Below are 18139 nucleotides of genomic sequence, written 5' to 3' on the forward strand. Positions count from 1 at the left end.
CGCGGTTCTCCCGCTCGAGAGCCTTCATCTTCTCGGCGACATCGCTCGGCAGGCCTGCTCGTTTGCCGCTGTCGACCTCGGTCTTCTTTACCCATTCATGCAGCGTGGCTGGCGAGCAGCCGATCTTGGCAGCGATAGATGAAACGGCAGCCCACCGCGAAGGGTGCTCGGCTTCGTGATCCAGCACCATACGAATGGCACGTTGACGGACTTCAGGTGAAAACTTGTTCGTTGTCTTGCTCATGATGGCTCCACTCTCTCAGAAGTTGGAGCCTCCGGCAAACCCGGAGCGGTTCAATCCCTGGTGTTACCACTAGGACGTCCGATGTTCGGGCTCGCCTCACAAGGCGGCCATCACCGTGTGCTTACCGTGTTGATCCAACGGTCCTGCGGAAACCCCGCGGTCCGCTGCGAAGGGTTCACATATTCAGCCGGACCGCGGCGCACTTTCTGCCGCGGCCCCAACATGTGCCCTGGGAGGAGCAAAATTGCTCAACGCTTCGCGAGCATGAATTCTCGAAGCGCCAAGGCCAGTTGCGCTTCGGCTTCCCACGCTAAGCTGTGGCCACATTCTGCAAAGACCTCGGAACGCTCGACGCGCTCGGCCACCTTTCGCATCTGCTGCTCTACGAAAGGGCCGAAGAACTCTGGAGCTCCAATGGTCATTACGGGCAACGTCAGCTTTTCCGTCGAAAGGCGCCGATTGATCTCGGCATTTTTCAGGCCGGCCCTGTAAGTTTCGAGGCACCCCCTCAGTCCACCCGGCGCTGCGAGGCGGGCGACCCATTCGCTGATGGCAGCGTCGTCGATCGCCGTTGGATTCCAAGTTTCGGCTCTTATCCAATACTCCCAGAATTCCCTCTCGCGTCCCGTTATCAGCATTTCCGGAATATGAGGAATCCAGAAGAACGGCAGATGCCAATTCCAGACGCCCTGCTGTCGATACTGGGCACTAATGTTCTCGGGTGTGAAATGCGAGAATTCCTCAAGACCCAGTCCCGACAGCATCATTTCGCAGAACGAGAGTGTGAGCACACGGTCGCGTTGAGTCGCCGCAAGAACATAGCCAAATTCCGCGCCACGATCTTCCCCGTGTAGGTGGAATCTCTCATGTCCAAGTTGGGTCATGAGTTCGGCCATATCGCTCGCGTTGGTGAGGGAGTCGTACCCTTGCTCAGCAGGCGGCTTGTCCGTGTACCCAAATCCTCGCAAATCAGGAGCGACGACCGTGAAATGCTTCGTCAGCAGCGGCATTAACTTCGCCCAATAGTACGAGGTCTTCGGCGTTCCGTGGAGAAGCAGAAGGGGCTCTCCCTGTCCAGCGCTAACATAATGCATCCGAATACCATTGATGCGTGCCCGGCCGTGTTTCACCGGGTTTCCGGTATGGTCCAGTATATCGACCATGTCGCCTCCTTATGTTTCGGCGTAACATTAGAGCTTGTAACGGAACGCCCTTTGCCGCGGGCCATCGCGTTATTCCGCAATTCGCTGACGCAGCGGTGGTACGTCGCGATCGGAGTTGGTGTCGGCGGAAGTCATGGCCTCAATCTTGAACTGTGTCAGCAGGTTGGTGAGCGCTTCGACGTCCAACGCAAGCTGAGCTCCCGCGGCAGCAGTCTCCTCGGCAATCGACGCGTTCTTTTGAGTTTCGTGATCAATGGACGCAACCGACTCATTGATGCTGTGAAGGGTTGAGGACTGCTCTTGAGCAGATGCTGCAATGGCTCCAACATGCACATCGATTTCCGCCACTCCACTGATGATGCGGTTCAGCGTCGTTCCTGTCTCGCCGACAAGAACAACTCCCTTGGCCACTTGAGTGGCCGAACTTGAAATAAGTTCTTTGATCTCGCGCGCTGCACTTGCAGATCGTTGTGCTAATTCTCTAACTTCTTGCGCGACCACCGCAAAACCGCGGCCTGCCTCGCCTGCCCGCGACGCCTCTACACCGGCGTTAAGTGCTAACAGGTTCGTTTGGAACGCGATTTCATCGATCACGACGATGATGCTTGTGATCTCTTGCGAGGATTTCTCAATCGTGCGCATGGCTTCGATTGCGGAGCGAACGACGTCACCCGAGGCAATTGCCTCAGATCGAGCTTGCGCAACAAGAGTTTTGGCGTCGGAGGCACGGCCGGCACTATCTTTTATCGTCACAGTAAGCTGCGCTATGGCGCTCGCGGTCTCCTCAAGGGAAGCTGCTTGTCGTTCTGCTCGACTTGCGAGGGCATCTGCTGCCGAACTGATTTCCCCGCAACTATGGTCGATCCTGCGAGCATTCTCACTAACGCAATTTAGCGCGGCCAACAATTTTTCAACCGAGGTATTGTAGTCGAAACGGAGAGCGTCCAGGTCATGTCGAAACGTTGTTTCGATCCGATGCAGGAGATCGCCGTCAGCCAACCTTCGCAGCGCAAATCCAAGAGTTTTCACAGCGAAATCTGTACTGCTGGCATTTGCGGTGTCCCTCTCTAATTGGACGCGTCGACCTTCCTCCACTGAAAGTCTCGTGGCCTCTCCCTCCTGTTCGAGGCGTTGCCGCTCCACCGCGTTAATCCTGAAAACGGAAACTGCCCGCGCCATGTTTCCGAGCTCATCGCGCCGTTGTACGCTGGGTATATCAGCGCTTGTTTCGCCTTCAGCAAGCGCGATCATCCTATCCCGAAGTTTGACAATCGGAATCGTTATGAAACGAGATGAAATGAAAAGGGAAGCTGAAAGGAAAGCCGCGAATGCCAGAGTGATAATTGCAAGTGAATATTTGCTCGTCGCATCGGCATCAGCCGCAAGCTCGCTGCTTTCCATGTCCACCGACTGCGTAAATTTGTCGGTCCAATCCCGGACGGCCAGGACTTGGCTTGCAATGAGTGGGTCAGCTTTGCGCAGAGATGCGTTCGCGGCAGTGGCATCGCCTTTAAGCGCGAACTGCACGGCCTGATTGGTGAGTAAGAGAATATCGTTTGCTGCAGCGATGAACCTGTCGATCGACGTTTTTTGATCCGGAACCAGGCGCTTGACGAGCCGCAGCTCGGAAACAAGCTTCGCCTTGTTATTCTCGTAAAAAAGGGCAAATTTTTTGATATTCGGGTCTTTGATATCATAAGAAAGGATTTGATAGGCGTTATAGCTCACAGCCGTGAAGTGCTGGTTCGCACGTGCCATATGGATTGCGGCGGCCCCATCCTCCGCTATGAAACTGACGTAGCTTTGAGAGGCGTTTCGGTACTTGAGTGAGACGAACGTCAGTCCGGCGATGCCAATCGCACAAATCGGAACGACTAAAAGCAGCATTTTCGTTTTGATACTGATATGTTCCATGAACGACATTATTGCCGACCCTTTTCTATATGTTGTTCACCACCCCACCCCCTGGCGTGGTTCTAGACCTCGTTCTTCAGCGTCTCCTTCTGCGTAATCAGGCGGGCAGAATGGTGCCCGGCAGTAAATGCCCAAAGCCAGCTCAGAGCGACGGCCATGCGGCTCCTTGTTCCGATCAAAAAGTAAATGTGCGCGAAGCCCCAGATCCACCATGCGAGCGTTCCCTTAAGCCGAAGCTTACCGAAATCGATCACAGCAGAGCTCGGTCCGATCGTAGCAAGGTTACCAAGATGCTTGTATTTGAAGGGAGGCGGTGTTGGGCGCTGGTTGGCGCGGGCCTTGATCACCTTAGCGACATATTTTCCTTGCTGTTTTGCGGCTGGCGCAATGCCGGGAACGGGCGTTCCCTCGCCGGTTTTCACCAAAGCGGCGTCTCCGATAACGAAAATCTCCGGGTGATCCATGACCGTGAGATCGGGCTGCACGATTGCCCGCCCCACTCGATCTTTCTCCGCGCCGACCCAAACTGACGCCTTCGATGCTTGCACGCCTGCAGCCCAGATTACCGTGTGACTTGGCACGAACTCATCTCCAATCGATATTCCATGCTCATTACAGTTCGTTACCGGCCTACCGGTTCGAACTTCGACGCCCATCGCTGCAAGTGATCGCTCAGCATAATGCGACAACGTCTCATGGAACGCGGGCAAAACGCGGGGCCCTGCCTCTACAAGCAGGATGCGGGCTCGCGTTGTGTCAATGGATCTAAATTCCTCGACAAGCGTTCTGTGGGTCAACTCCGCGATAATGCCGGCCATTTCCACCCCAGTCGGCCCCGCTCCAATGATGCTGAACGTCAGCATCGCCCGTCGGATGTCGGGATTGCTTTCGAGTTCCGCCTTTTCGAACGCCAGAAGAAGCCGTCGGCGGATTGTCGTAGCGTCCTCCAGTGCCTTCAGCCCCGGAGCAAATGGTTCCCAGTCGTCGCGTCCGAAATAGGCGTGACGCGCCCCGGTCGCAAGAACGAGCGTGTCGTAAGGGATCGTATGTCCGTCCTTAAGTGAGACAAGTCGTGCTGCTGTATCCACTCCAATGACCTCGCCAAGGAGCGTCGACACATCTTTCCGGCTGCGGAATACCGCCCGAATGGGCCACGCGATTTCTGATGTCGCGAGGACGGTAGTGGCGACCTGATAAAGCAAAGGCTGAAAAAGGTGGTGGTTGCGTCTGTCGATGATCGTGATTGAGGTGTCGGGGCACTTGAGGTCCTTGGCCAGTTGCAGGCCTGCGAACCCACCGCCAACGATAACGACACGATGCTCAGCCATTCAATTCTCCGTTCACAGTTCTAAAAAACGCGCCCCTAACCCAGAGCGCGTTCATTGGAATCGAAAGTCCTTACCAGTCAGTCGCTGACGCGGTTGCTGACGATGATTGACGGAGGGCTGGCCAGAAGGGGCAGGAGCGGCTCAAGGACGCGCTTCACGTTCGGATGCTCGCCGTGTCCAGCAACTGCCGCCTCGTTGACCCAGCCGTCCAAGATAAAGAACGTGTTCGGATCATCCGAACGCTGGTAGAGGTCGTAGTACAGGCAGCCAGCCTCCTCCCGTGCAGGTCCGATGAACTCCTGAAGAAGCGCCTTTACGCGGTCCCGGTTCTGCGTCGTGGTCTTGAATTCGACGATGAGGTGCTGTTCCTCTGTCTTGCTTGTCATCCAAACTTGCTCCTAGTTGAAGACGATAACTGGTTTGATCACCCGGCCGGCTTCCGCGTCCGAGATTGCCTCGTTGATCTTCTCGAACGGATACTTCGTGATCAGTTTCTGAAACGGGAACAGGCCGGCTTGATTAAGCTCGACCATCTGCGGAATGAACAGTTGGGGGATTTGATCGCCAAGGATCGCGCCCTGGATTTTGCGATTGAACACCATGAGGTCCAGCGGGATCGGAATGTCCTTACCGAGCGCGTCGAGGCCAAGGAGAACGACATGACCACCCGCCCTCGTGCATTTGATCGAATTCAAGATAACAGGGATGATACCGACCGCGTCAATCGCGAAGTCAGCACCACCGCCCGTTAGCGCGTGAATTTGCTCCACAACGTCGGTATCTTCGCCGTTGATCGCGTGGGTGGCTCCAAGCTCCTTGGCCATATCCAACCGTTGCTGGTTCAGGTCAACGATGATGATTTTGCTGCAACGGCGTACCTTAGCCGCCATCACGGCGGCCATCCCGACCGCCCCTGCCCCGAAAACGGCGATCGTCGATCCGATCTCCGGCTTCATGGCGTTGATGACCGTGCCCGCGCCCGTCGCCATGCCACATCCAAGGGGCGCGGCATTCGTCAGATCGAAGTTTTCCTTGGGAAGGAGCGCCGCGTTGTTCTCAGTGGCAAGGATATGCGTCGCAAATGAAGACTGGCCAACGAAATTGCTACCGATACCGACCTCGTCGCAAAGCAGGGCTTTCTTGCCATTGGGCCGAAGGCCTGTCAGGTTGTACTGGGTATAGTTCTGGCAATTCATCGGGTGCGAACGACGGCAATCGGCGCAAAATCCACACGAGCTTTGGCTGAGAGCAACGTGATCGCCAACCTTGAGGCTTTGCACGTCTGCCCCGATCGCTTCGACGATGCCCACTCCTTCGTGGCCGGGGATGACGGGAGCCGGAGGCCCGAAGATGCCATCGCGAAGAAGCAGGTCGGTATGGCAGATACCTGTCGCGACAGTACGAACCAGAATCTCGTTGCCTTCCGGATCAGCCAGTTCCAGTTCACGGAACTCCAACGGTGCCTTGGGCTTTACGGCAACCGCCGCTGTGATCTTCACCATTATTCTTCTCCAGCTTTATTTCCGCGACTACAGCGGCAATTATTTGATCGACCCAACGGGGGAAAACCTAGACCCGTCCGGTGCGCGCCCCGTAGATGATGGCGGCAAGTGCGATGATCCCGCCTTGTACGATTAGCTTCCCCGGCTCCTGGATACCGAAGACGGTCAGCATCGCGAAAAGGAAACTGAACGCCACTACGGCGACGAAGGGTCCTGCGACGCCGCCCCGGTCCACACCGAAAGTTACGCCACCAAGAATGGTCGCGGCGAGCGCGTTCATGAAGGTATCGAAGCCGGGCTTGATGGTTCCGACGGCGAGCGCCGAGACTTGCACCAAGGCAGCGATCCCGGTGAGCGTTCCAGCGAGCGTATGGGAAACGAAGATTGTGCGGGCGAGCGGGATGCCCGTGGTTTCGGCTGCCCGCGGATTGTCGCCGACGGCGCGGAAATAGCGGCCTATGATGAGGAACCGGAACGCCAGCGCGACGAGGACGGATATTCCGATCCAGACGATTACGGAGTACGAGAGCCCATGGATATTGCCGCTTGTAAGAACCCGAAGCCAACTCGGCGTCGATCCCGGCGCGCGCCCCGCGCTCAAGTACTGCACAATACCGATGAGAATGGCCGAGACGCTGAGCGTCGAGATGACTGCTGACGCGCGGATGTACGCGACGAGGACGCCGTTGATCAGACCGACAGCAAGGCCGACGACGATCGGCATCAGGACGGTCACATACGGTGGATAGTTGTTCAGAAAGCCCGAGCTGGCCAGGTAGATCGCGAACGCGAATACGCCGCTGACCGAGAGGTCAATCGAACGCACGCGCATGACCAGGGACTGCGCCAGCACAGCAATGCCCAATGGAGCGGACTGCTTGAGGATCACGAACCAGTAATTCGGGTTGATCAGCGTCGCGCTGACCGCCGGAGCAACCGCAATCAGGATCGCGAGAACGTAGTAGGCAGGCGGCAGGCCGAGTATCCAAGAGATCGCGCGCTTCGCGCTCAGGGCGCGCGATGGTGTCTCAATTTTCGAGTCTGTCGTTGTCATTGAGAAGTCCATCTCTTTCAAAGTCCAATTGTTTTGCGACGCTGCGAAACGACGAGCACGAGGAGCAGCAGACCCTTGACGACCGACTGGAGGTAGGCCGACACATTGGCGAGGTTCATCACGTTGTTGACGATGCCGAGAATGGCCGCTCCGACGACGGTCCCGAGGATGCTGCCGATACCCCCTGCGAGATGGACACCGCCCAGCGCCGCGGCTGTGACGGACTCGATGCCGAAGGTCGCACCTCCCTTGGGGTCACCCGAGGCGAGTCGCCCGGCAAGGAACATTCCGGCGGCGCACGCGAAGAGTGCCGACAGCATGTAGGCCTTGATGACCGTGCGCCCCACGGGAACGCCGTTCATGCGGGCGTTGAAGTCGTTGCCGCCGGAGGCGAAGAGATAGAGACCGAAAGGTCTGCGGTAAAGAATCCAGGCCGCGGCGCAGGATGCGGCGATCAGCCAGAGAAGCGAGTTGGGTATCGGGCCGATCGATCCAGCTACAGACGCGGACAACCATTCGGGAACGCGGCCTCCGGGAATTGGGAGGATGATGAGGGCCAGTCCCTGGCCGATACCCATCGTCGCCAGCGTCATGATGATCGGGTGGACGTTCAGTCGCGCCACCCCGTACCCGTTCGCCAGGCCGAACGCCACCGCCACCGCGATACAGAGCAGGACCCGGACGATTTCGGGAAGGTCGAGAGTCATGATCGTGGTCGTGATGCTGATGATCGATCCGACCGAGACATCTAGCCCGCCCGTCAGGATGACGAACGTCTGCCCGAGCGCCGAGATGACCAGCACGGTGGACTGGGCGAGCAGGTTCGAAAGGTTCTCGGGAGCGAGGAAGCCCGGAAGGAGGATGACCGATGCGATGAGCATCACCAAAAGCGTTCCAATCGAGAGAAGGATCGCTCCGGCTCGATACGGAACCTTGATAAAGTTCGTTACTGTATTCATGGGTTCCTCCTCAATGAACCGCTGCGCGCGGATCGTCCGCGGAGTTAGAACCAAGCGCGGTTCCAAGAATGCTTTCTTCAGTTGCATCCGCGGCGGGCATCTGCCCGACAATCTTCCGGTCATGAACGACGAGAATGTTGTCGCAGAGACCGATAAGCTCGGCGTGTTCGCGGGATGAGACGATCACCGCCCCTCCGCGGTCGCTGAAGTCGTGGAGAAGTCTATAGATTTCCGCCTTCGCACCGACATCGACACCACGTGTCGGCTCTTCGATCACCAGGATATCGACCCCGGACAGGAGCCAGCGGCCAAGCAAGACCTTCTGCTGGTTGCCACCGGAGAGCTTCCCGACGGGCGCGCTTGGGTCTGCCGCGGCGACGCGCAACGACTTGATGACTTCGCGAACCTTGGACACGGAACGCCATGCGAAACTCGCCATATTGCGGTTGAGCTGCTTTCCAAGCGCGATGTTGTCGTAGATCGGAAGACGGAGGAACAGACCTTCCTGCTTCCGGTCTTCCGGGATAAAGCCTATCCCTGCGGCGATCGCGTTCGAAAATCCCGACGAGACGTTCACCGCGCTCATGGCCGCGTCACTGCCTCGCCGGCGAACCGTAACGGCTCTTGCCGTCTCGACCCCGACGACAGCGCGCATGATCTCGCGTTGGCCCTGCCCTTCGAGTCCAGCCAGCCCGATGATCTCCCCCTTCCGGACGGTGAAACCGATGGTCGCGCCGTCATCGTGGAGCTTGAGGTCCGAGACCTCAAGCATGGGCTCTCCTGTTTCGCGCGATCGCGGTGGGAAAAAATTCTGGAGCTCGCGCCCGACCATGGTCGCGACCAGCGAATGGAGATTGAAATCCTGCGTCCTGGCAGTCTTCACCCATGCGCCGTCCTTCATGACGGTAATCGTGTCGCAGAGTTCGAAAACTTCGTTCATGCGATGCGAGATGTAGACGACCGCTTTCCCCTTTGCCTTGAGGTCGCGTATGACCGCAAAAAGATGCGCGACGTCGGCGGAGTTCAACGCGGCTGTCGGTTCATCGAAGATGAAAACATCCGCGTTCGAGGTCAGGCCTTTCGCGATTTCCACCGCCTGCTGCTGGGCGACAGTCAGCGTGTCCACGATCGCCGTGGCATCGAGCTGAGGGAAGACTTCGGCGAGCAGTTCGCTGGAGCGTCGGAGCACTTCCGCACGATCGATGGAACCGTCCGAACGCCGCGGCTCATGCCCGAGAAACATGTTCTCGGCCACGGTCAGGTTCGGGATCAAGGTGAATTCCTGGAACACCGTGGAGACACCCGCGAGGCGGGCTTGCTTAGGTGACCGGAAACTGACTTCCTGACCCCGCAGACGGACGCTTCCGGTGGTTGGCTGGTATACGCCGGCCAGGATACGCATCAACGTGGACTTGCCGGCACCGTTCTCGCCCATGAGGGCGTGCACTGAGCCGCGCTCCAGGGAGAACCTGACGTCAGACAGGACCTTTGTGGCACCGAACGACTTGTTGATGCCAACCATCTCGACAAGCATGCTCATGAACATTTCCATCTTTGAGAGAGATGCGGGCGCAAACTGTCTGCGCCCGACTTTCATCAGGCCTTGAAGTACTCGAGGAGCTTCTCGTTCGGCATTTCGGTCGGCGCCCAGTAGGCATCGGTGAGATCGGCGCGATAGAAGCGCGACAGGTTCTCGTCGACGATCGGCTTGGGACGGTTGATCCAGTTGCGCTGGATCGGCTTGCCCTCGAGAAGCGCAAAGGACGCACGCAGTGCGGCCGTGGACAAGGCTGGGGGGCATATCGGACCGATAGACGAGAGCTTCTCGTCGTTCCAGCGGCGCATCCAGCCGTTCAAGGCCTCGCCTGTGATTGGCGGAATCGTGGACGCGCCCGCCTCCTGCAATGCGTCGAGCACGCCGAGAGACATGTTCGCACCGTCGGTCCAGACACCAGCGACGTCCGGGTCGGACAGATAGAGGCTTTCGGCAATCTTCTTGGACTCTTCGTAAGACCAGCTCCCGTGTTGTGTCGAAGTGATCTGCAGACCCGATTTGCTGAAGACCTCCATAGCGCCGGCATAACGGTCCGCGTCGATCGGATGTCCAGCGACACCGCGCAGCACCCAAACCTTGCCCTTGTTTCCGAGCTTGTCGACCAGGAACTGGGCCATCACCCGCCCGAAGTAGAAGTCGTCGCCCTGCACCTGAACTGTGAAGTCCTCAGTATCGACGCGACCGAGGTATACAATAGTCGGTATGCCAGCGGCCTTCGCCTTCCTGATACCCTCGACGGCGGAGCCGGTCGTGAGCGGCGCGATAATAATGGCGTCCACCTTCTGCGCGATCAGGTCTTCGATATCGGCTACCTGCTTCGATGCGTTAAGATCGGCGCTTCTAAACTGATAGTCCGCGACGCGGTGCTTGTTCTTTCCGATCTCGTATTCGGCCTCGAACGCGGTCTGATATGTGTGCGTCGAGCCGGCCAGACCGTAGTGGCTGTGCCCGATTTTCCAGGGACCGGACTTTGCGAACTTGCCGGCTTCGACGATCGGGTTGTCGCCTTCCGCCGGCCAGGTGTCCGGAAGAAGGTTGATGACATCCTGCGCACGAAGAATGCTCGGCATTGCAAAAGTCCCGGCCACCGCCAACGCCCCGCTGGCCTGCAGGAAAGTACGTCTTTTCATTAAATTCTCCTCCTCAAACCGCTCTTGGCGGCGGACATTGTCTGCTTGCGCGAGAGCCGTTTGTTCTCCCGCCGTTGCCGGACTCTCCTCAGAACGGCATTTGCATTGATATAAATCATCAGACAATCTGTCAATTGAATAAGCAAATTAAGATAATTTTCTCGGAAACCATCTGATAATATCTTGATTTTCTAATTTTTTTTGAATCTACAGGCTACAACAGGCAATAGGACAATAGTGGAACACGTGGTCAGTTGCAGGATTGCCCTTTAGTCCACCCCTGCAATTCTCCACCGCAGAGCTCGGCTAGCGAACGAAATCAACTCGCGGGTTGAAAGACGCTGCGTTAAGCTTGATCGGGCACGAGCACTGTCGGCTTCTTGGCAAGTTTTTGAATGCACTCGGATTGCGCTTCGATCACACCTTCAGCGCCGAGCGACCGATAACTGCGAACTGCGTCTTGCGGAGATGAGCTGGAGACGCTTGTCCCTGGTCTCACCACCGGGCGAAGAAAGCATCCGCGACACAAGCGCCAAGGTCGCGCCTTGCTTATCTGCAAAGCCTTGCACCCGCTCTTGAAGAGCAAAAAAGTGCGGCTCTCGGCGCCCAGGCAACTTCTTGAGAACAATCTTATCGAAAGGCTTTCGATCAAAAAGATGCTCCCGTTGGAAATACCAACAGCCGCACCCACGATCTGCCGCCTAAAACCCCGATCCTATTCTAAGGGATAAGGTCACCCTTTCCGGGAAGCCGCACCGCTCCCCGGAAAGGCTAAGCCTATCGGAAATCCGTGATGACGACGTAACCGCTTGTCTTAAAGCTATCCATATCGTGGAGGACAGATTCCACGTCCCGCAACGAAACCGTTCGACTTACCAAAGCTGTTGGGTTGAGCTTTCTCGACGCCACAAGTCCGAGCAAGTCGCCATATTGGCTCTGGGGGTTTCCAAGACTGCCTCGAATCTCAAGTTCCTTGAGGACGATCATGTCCATGGGAATTGCGACGATGCCCTTTTCAGCCTGCGATGTGAGGCCAACCTGCGAAAGGCGACCGCCTTTTCGAAGAGAATGCAGAGCTCCGTGGACCGTCGCGACACTCCCAAGTGCATCTACCGCCAAGTCAACGCCTGCATCGCGCTCGGTGATAGCCCGGACTGCCTCCCCGGCCTTTTCAGGCGACATGCCCTTTGCGTTTACAACGTCATGCGCACCGATCTCCCGGGCCCTCGCCAGTTTGGCGTCGTCAACGTCGACCGCGATAACACGGCCACCCAAAGACGCCGCGATTTCAATCGCCGCCTGCCCGACACCGCCGCACCCGAACACAGCAACAGTCTCGCCGCCGCGCAGCGCTCCACGGTTCTGGATCGCGCGCCAAGCGGTCATATACCTGCACCCAAGCGCGGCGGCCGTCAGCTCGTCGACACCATCGGGCAGAGGCACGCAATTGAGGTTGGCGTTCGGTGCACGCATGTACTGCGCCCAGCCACCAGAACCGGGAATGAGATGTGGAACAGCGGCATTGTCGCAAACGTTCTGCTCCCCACGAGAACAATGATGGCAATGGCCGCACGCGAGATTGAAGGGGACCGTCACCTTTTGGCCGGGCCGGACAGACCGGACGTTAGAGCCCACAGCCTCGACGATCCCCCCAATTTCATGACCAAGGACAGCGCCGGGCTGGAGCTTCATCCCCACCCATTCCCAATCGCCATTCCAAAGATGCCAGTCGCTTCTGCATATACCGGAGGCGATGACTCTCACCAGCGCGTCGTCTGGATCAAGCTCCGGAACCTGCACTTCGGCGACGGATACACGCCCCCGGATGCCCTCAATCTGGGCTGCTTTCATTGATTTGCTGGACCACTTTTTTGGCGCTTCAAACATACAGTTTCCTCCCGAAATTGATGTAAAAAAGATTTTTGCGATTAAGATTGCTACTTTTTGTCTGTCAATCCGTCAACATAACCTGGCGTCTTCCACGACCTCAAACGTCACTATCGACGAACATAGAGCGGAAACTATGCTATATATACCAATGATTTGCCTCGAACTCGGCAACGATTATCAAAAGCGTCGAGTTGTCCAGACTTCCCGGCGCCACCATCTGCGATAAACATTATTGACGGATTGTCTGATAATGCTTTAGTTTCGCGCTTGATTTGCGCTGAGGCGCATTCGGAGGAGCATTTTCATGAAGCAAGCGTACGCCGCTATTTCGCGCGAGAAATCGAAACCCCTTGTCCTGGAATGCATCGGTATCGATGAACCAAGGGCTGATGAAATCCTGGTGCGTATCGTCGCGTCGGGTGTTTGCCACACCGACATGGTAGTCCGAGACCAAGGATACGACGTCCCACAGCCCGTAGTTCTGGGTCACGAAGGCTCGGGTATCGTTGAGGCAGTCGGCAGTGGGGTCAAAACCCTCGTTCCGGGGGACCATGTCGCCTTGAGTTATTCCTTTTGTGGCAAATGCGAGAAATGCCTTGGTGACACGCCTTACTACTGCGAGGACTTCTTCGGCAGGAACTTCCGCGGCACCCGCCCAGATGGCACCTGCCCGATCCATGATTCGCATGGTTCCCAGATCAGTGGTTGCTTCTTCGAGCAGTCTTCCTTCGCCACCTACGCCATCGCCTCAGAGCGAAACGCGGTCAAGATTTCGAAGGACGTCCCGCTCGAACTCATCGGACCGCTGGGTTGCGGTCTCCAGACAGGCGCAGGCGCGGTTCTGAACTGCCTGAAACCACGGGAGGGTTCGTCCATAGCGATCTTCGGCGCAGGCGCGGTCGGCATGGCGGCAGCCATGGCCGCTAAGATCGCCGGGTGCGCTACTATCATCGTCATCGACCTCACGGACGAGCGCCTTGAACTCGCCATAGAACTCGGCGCGACGCATACCATCAACGCGCGCAAGGCCGACAGCGTCAAAGCCATCAGGGAAATCGTTCCCGCCGGGGTGGACTTCAGCCTCGAATGCACCAGCTCGCCCAAGGTTTTCCGCCAAGCAGTGGATTGCCTTGGCACTCCTGGAACATGTGGTCTCGTGGGGTCTTCGGCTCTCGGAACCGAAGGCGTGATTGACATCGGCAGCTTCCTGTTCGGCCGCACGCTGGTCGGCGTTGTAGAAGGCCAGAGCATTCCGTCGGAATTCGTGCCGCAGTTGATCGAGTACTGGCAGCGGGGCCGCTTCCCATTTGACAAGCTCGTCCAGTTCTACGACCTCGACGATATCAACCAGGCGATGGCCGACTCAGAGAGCGGCAAAGTCATCAAGCCTATCCTGCGCATGAAGCACTAAGTTTTCGGGCCTTTACAAATAACGAACGGGACTGCGGCGGCAGCGCGGCCGTGGGATGCTTTTGCACTTGGAGGAGAGATGGCAAACGCGAGCAATGGATCGGAGACGTTCGACTTCGTCGTCGTCGGAGGAGGAACGTCGGGTTGTGTCATCACGAACCGACTGAGCGAAGCAGGCTTCAAGGTGTGCCTTCTGGAGGCAGGCCCGAAGGACATCAATCCGATGATCCACATCCCTGCCGGCTACATCAAGAACATATACAGCAAGAAGCTGACCTGGAACTTTATGTCCGAGCCGAACCCCAGCACGAACAACCGCAGTTTTTCCCTTCCGCAAGGGCGTGTGCTCGGCGGATCGAGTTCCATCAACGGCCTCAACTACGTCAGGGGCCAGGCCATCGACTATGACAACTGGGCCGCCGAAGGAAACCCCGGCTGGCGCTACAAGGAAATCCTTCCGTATTTCAAACGGTCCGAGCGACGTATCGGCAACGCCGACGATCGTTACCGCGGGCGTGACGGCGAATTGCCGATCACCGATCTCGACTGGCACCATCCCGTAAGCGATGCACTGATCGACGCCGCAGTCGAGCTTGGAATTCCACGCAATCCCGATCACAATGGTGCTATGCAAGACGGCGCGGGCTTCTTTCAGCGGACGATTTACAAGGGGTTCCGCCACAGCTCGGCGAAGGCGTTCCTGAGCAAGGCGATCAAACGCGGAAACGTGGACGTCCGCACTAACTGCCAGGCGGCGGCAATTGTTTTCGAAGACACCAGGGCGGTCGGGATCAGGTATGTGATGGGCGGGCCCGGCGGGACACAACGGGAAGTCCGCGCTTCAAAAGAGGTCATCCTGACCGCGGGGGCGCTGAACACCCCAAAGCTTCTCCAGCTTTCGGGCATCGGACCGGCCGACGTCCTTGGCCGCGCTGGGATCAGTGTATTCCATGAATTGGGGGGGGTGGGAAACAACCTTCGAGACCACTATGCCGTCCGCATGGTGGCCAGGGTCAAGGGTTCAAAAACAATCAATGACGTTGCCCACGGTCCTGCCCTGCTTGGCCAGATTGCTCGGTGGGCGTTGGGAAGGCCCAGTATCCTCGCCGTCAGCCCATCACTGGTGCACATCTTCTGGAAATCAAACCCTTCCCTTTCAAGGCCCGATCTGGAGTTCGCATGCGCTCCGGCAAGCTTCCGCGAAGGCGTTGTCGGGCTGCTCGACAAGCATCCGGGATTGACGCTCGGTATATGGCAGGAACGTCCGGAAAGCTTGGGTTCATGCCACGTGAAGTCTTCGGATATATTCGACGCTCCAGCGATCCAGCCCAACTATCTCACACATGAGACTGACCAGCAGGTGCTGATCGGCGGCATGCGACTCGCCCGCCGGCTCTTCCGGTCCAAGGCGCTCGATCGGTACATCGAGTCGGAGATTTCTCCGACACCCGCCCTCGAAACCGATGACGAGTTGCTGGATTTCGCGCGTCAGAAGGGCACGACGGTATACCACATGATCGGGACCGCCCGGATGGGGCCTCGCTCCTCTCCCGGAACCGTCGTCGATGCGGAGTTGCGCGTTCACGGACTGGCAGGCCTCCGGGTGTGCGATGCCTCGATTATGCCGTCAATGCCCTCGGCGAATACGAATGCGTCCACTCTGATGATCGCGGAGAAAGCGGCCGATCTCATCCTTGGAAGAAAAGCAATGGTTATAGAGACGCTTGGAGAACATGCGGCATGAGGGCGGCCGTCACACGGAGGCGGATTTCTCCAATACGGGTGGCCGAAATCCTCGACGACGCGACGGCCTCGTATTCCATCTCTGCGCAGGCATGCTTCGAAAACCTGCACGGTGCGGCCAACCGCATGGCGGGCCTGCTGGTCCTGCTAGCCATCAAGAAGTCCCGTCACATACTCGACTGGGATGTTAAGAAAGCCGCTGCCGAACTGGTGAAGGCTGGGAACGAAGAGTTCCGGGGTCTCACCCCGACACCTCGCTCGCTGCATTTCCATCGGCATCTCGGGAAAGCGGCCGGTTTGTTGGCTATTGCCCTGAAAGACATCGACCAGACGCTTTCAGGGGCTGCCGGAGCCCGCGACCCGCTCGCCCCGCTACGGGCGGGATGGGAGGAACTCAGAATCGCATCGAAATACTTACCGGGGTTCGAAATTGTCGATTTTGAGCATTCCTGCTGTGCGCTTCACCAAACCGCAAATTGAACCGGAATCGGGGAGGATATTTTGCCTGACTACTCTATATGGATGCTCGAATTCGCTTGGGTGCCTGACGCGCCTGCCAGTTCGCTGATCTACGGCCGCCACAACATGGGGACGGAGAAACTCCCCTACTGTTATACGCTGCTCAAGGGCCGCGGGAAGACGATCCTGTTGGACTGCGGCGTGAATTACGCATCCCATGGCAAGGAATTCATGGACCGCTTTAATGTCCAAAACTGGTTCCCGCCCAAGGATGTCCTCGCCGAGGTCGGATGCACGCCGGAAGAGATTACCGACGTCATCCTGACACACGCGCATTTCGACCACATGGGCGGTCTCGAGTTATTCCCCAACGCTACTTTCCATATTCAGCAGGACGAACTTGCCGCTTGGGTGTCTATCATGGCGCTGGATCGTCGCTTCAGGTGGCTTCTCACCGCCACGGATACCGGGGACATGCTCTACGCTGTCCAGTTGGCGCGTGGGGGGAGGATGCGAGGCATCGACGGGAACGTTGACAACCTGTTTCCAGGAATTGACGTACGGGTTGCGCGCGACACCCACACTGCGGCGTCGCAGTACGTCATCATACGCAACGATGGCAAGACCTCGAGCGATGACGTCTATACCTACACGGGCGACCTGCTTTATCGCCACGACAACATGCACGGTGGCAATCTCGAAGACCCCGTCTACCTTCCTGTCGGGCTCGCTTTCGGCAGTCAGACAAACCTGGTCTTCGCGACGCACGAAATCCTCAAGACCGTCGGTTTTGACATCAGTAGAGTCCTGACCCCGCATGAACCGGGGATGACGAAACTGTATCCGAACAGGACGACGAAGAACGGGCATTACCTCATCGAGGTCGCGCTCGCCGAAGGTCAACAGTCCTACGTTTAGAAGCTCAGCCCTCCCAAGGCTATTTCGGGCGGGGTTGCGAACATCGCGCTCTCGCCCGAAAATTTTAGTTCGAGCGGGCTTTTCCCCTCTCCTCGGGTTGTTTGGACCTTTCCGCTCGATGGCTTTACCCCTAAATCCCGGCTTCTTCATGTGCCAGGTGGGCAGCTCGTGCGCGAAAACCCCATGTCGCTGGTTGACGTTCAGGACTTGGTTCTAGAAGGTGGTAACGCCGACTGAGGACCTATATTCAATCCTTGAAGACTCATCTCGCCTCGCCGCACGTCGACCGCGTTCCGCGGCCTTAGGAAGGCTCCGATAAAAGCCATGTAGGCCTATAGCTAAGAGGCGCAGCTTGGCATTATCGACGCTGGACCGAAACTATGGGCGATGACACCACCACGGTCATGCGGACCAGTGGAAGCACAACGATGTTCGCTTAGTTGGGGCGATCAGCTCGATTCCGACACCGCCCGGATCCCGGGAATGTTTCGGCAAGCTGCCATCAATCATGCTCGCGGTGGAGCAAGGAAAATCTGGGTAGGGACTGTCGTCAATGAACCGAACACTAAAACCGGGGTCCATTATCATGGGGCGCTCGAAAGCGTGATCTTCGTGATCCGCGGAAAGGCGAGAATGCGCTGGGTGACCATCCTTAGTATGTGGCCGAAGAGGGACCCGGCGACTTTGTCATCGTGCCGCCTCTAGTACCGCGTCGGAAGACCAAAGCCGACCGGACAACGAGGCCGTTGTAAACATTACGAACGTCGATCCCGTCGAAAAGCCGGAAGAAGTGTACCGGGTCGATCCGATCCATGCCCGTTCGGAGTGATGGGCAACGCTCGCCGCCCCAACATCCTAAGCTTTCGTCCC

The 18139-nt window shown here is 57.7% G+C and carries 15 protein-coding genes and 1 pseudogene; 5 read left to right on the forward strand and 11 right to left on the reverse strand.

The features are described 5' to 3' along the window. From EM858_RS25125 to EM858_RS25175, 11 genes are all read right to left on the reverse strand, one after another. A partial coding sequence (locus EM858_RS25125; protein WP_164865476.1) for a transposase occupies positions 1-244 on the reverse strand: 244 nt, incomplete at its 3' end. 248 nt (positions 245-492) lie between these two features. After that, positions 493-1407 carry an alpha/beta fold hydrolase gene (locus EM858_RS25130; protein ID WP_127758347.1) on the reverse strand — a complete coding sequence of 305 codons (915 nt, stop codon included), beginning with the start codon at positions 1405-1407 and terminating at the stop codon, positions 493-495. Positions 1408-1476: 69 nt separating this feature from the next. Next, a complete protein-coding gene (locus tag EM858_RS25135) occupies positions 1477-3321 on the reverse strand; it encodes a HAMP domain-containing methyl-accepting chemotaxis protein (RefSeq protein WP_164865567.1) in 1845 nt (614 codons plus the stop codon). A 62-nt stretch (positions 3322-3383) separates the two neighbouring features. After that, positions 3384-4649, reverse strand: a complete 1266-nt coding sequence (locus tag EM858_RS25140; protein ID WP_127758349.1) for an NAD(P)/FAD-dependent oxidoreductase — start codon at positions 4647-4649, stop codon at positions 3384-3386. 77 nt (positions 4650-4726) lie between these two features. Beyond that, on the reverse strand, positions 4727-5035 hold the full coding sequence (locus EM858_RS25145) for a putative quinol monooxygenase (RefSeq protein WP_127758350.1): 309 nt from the start codon (positions 5033-5035) through the stop codon (positions 4727-4729). A gap of 12 nt (positions 5036-5047) precedes the next feature. Further along, the gene (locus tag EM858_RS25150; RefSeq protein WP_127758351.1) at positions 5048-6151 is read right to left on the reverse strand and encodes an NAD(P)-dependent alcohol dehydrogenase; all 1104 of its coding nucleotides are present in this window, start codon (positions 6149-6151) and stop codon (positions 5048-5050) included. Between the two features lie 67 nt (positions 6152-6218). Further along, complete coding sequence (locus EM858_RS25155; protein WP_127758378.1) at positions 6219-7217, reverse strand: ABC transporter permease; 999 nt, start codon at positions 7215-7217, stop codon at positions 6219-6221. A gap of 5 nt (positions 7218-7222) precedes the next feature. Beyond that, on the reverse strand, positions 7223-8164 hold the full coding sequence (locus EM858_RS25160; protein WP_127758352.1) for an ABC transporter permease: 942 nt from the start codon (positions 8162-8164) through the stop codon (positions 7223-7225). 10 nt (positions 8165-8174) lie between these two features. Further along, positions 8175-9704 carry a sugar ABC transporter ATP-binding protein gene (locus EM858_RS25165; protein ID WP_205649562.1) on the reverse strand — a complete coding sequence of 510 codons (1530 nt, stop codon included), beginning with the start codon at positions 9702-9704 and terminating at the stop codon, positions 8175-8177. Positions 9705-9760: 56 nt separating this feature from the next. Continuing rightward, positions 9761-10849, reverse strand: coding sequence for an ABC transporter substrate-binding protein (locus tag EM858_RS25170; protein ID WP_127758353.1), 1089 nt, complete (start codon positions 10847-10849; stop codon positions 9761-9763). A 777-nt stretch (positions 10850-11626) separates the two neighbouring features. Next, entirely contained in the window at positions 11627-12736 is a 1110-nt protein-coding gene (locus EM858_RS25175; protein WP_205649563.1) for an alcohol dehydrogenase catalytic domain-containing protein, read from the reverse strand. Between the two features lie 307 nt (positions 12737-13043). Between EM858_RS25175 and EM858_RS25180 the strand changes: the two genes are divergently transcribed. From EM858_RS25180 to EM858_RS27480, 5 genes and pseudogenes are all read left to right on the forward strand, one after another. Further along, positions 13044-14150 carry an NAD(P)-dependent alcohol dehydrogenase gene (locus tag EM858_RS25180; RefSeq protein WP_127758354.1) on the forward strand — a complete coding sequence of 369 codons (1107 nt, stop codon included), beginning with the start codon at positions 13044-13046 and terminating at the stop codon, positions 14148-14150. 78 nt (positions 14151-14228) lie between these two features. Next, entirely contained in the window at positions 14229-15893 is a 1665-nt protein-coding gene (locus tag EM858_RS25185; RefSeq protein ID WP_127758355.1) for a GMC family oxidoreductase N-terminal domain-containing protein, read from the forward strand. Further along, positions 15890-16372 (forward strand): hypothetical protein, encoded by a 483-nt coding sequence (locus EM858_RS25190; protein ID WP_127758356.1) that lies wholly within the window; start codon positions 15890-15892, stop codon positions 16370-16372. The genes EM858_RS25185 and EM858_RS25190 overlap by 4 nt, the downstream gene beginning before the upstream one ends. Before the next feature lie 21 nt (positions 16373-16393). Then, positions 16394-17269 carry an N-acyl homoserine lactonase family protein gene (locus EM858_RS25195; RefSeq protein ID WP_245483044.1) on the forward strand — a complete coding sequence of 292 codons (876 nt, stop codon included), beginning with the start codon at positions 16394-16396 and terminating at the stop codon, positions 17267-17269. Positions 17270-17636: 367 nt separating this feature from the next. Then, positions 17637-18098, forward strand: a pseudogene (locus EM858_RS27480) (mannose-6-phosphate isomerase). Positions 18099-18139 lie beyond the last annotated feature (41 nt).

This window comes from Agrobacterium sp. CNPSo 2736, from assembly GCF_004005385.1.
Lineage (GTDB): Bacteria > Pseudomonadota > Alphaproteobacteria > Rhizobiales > Rhizobiaceae > Agrobacterium > Agrobacterium leguminum.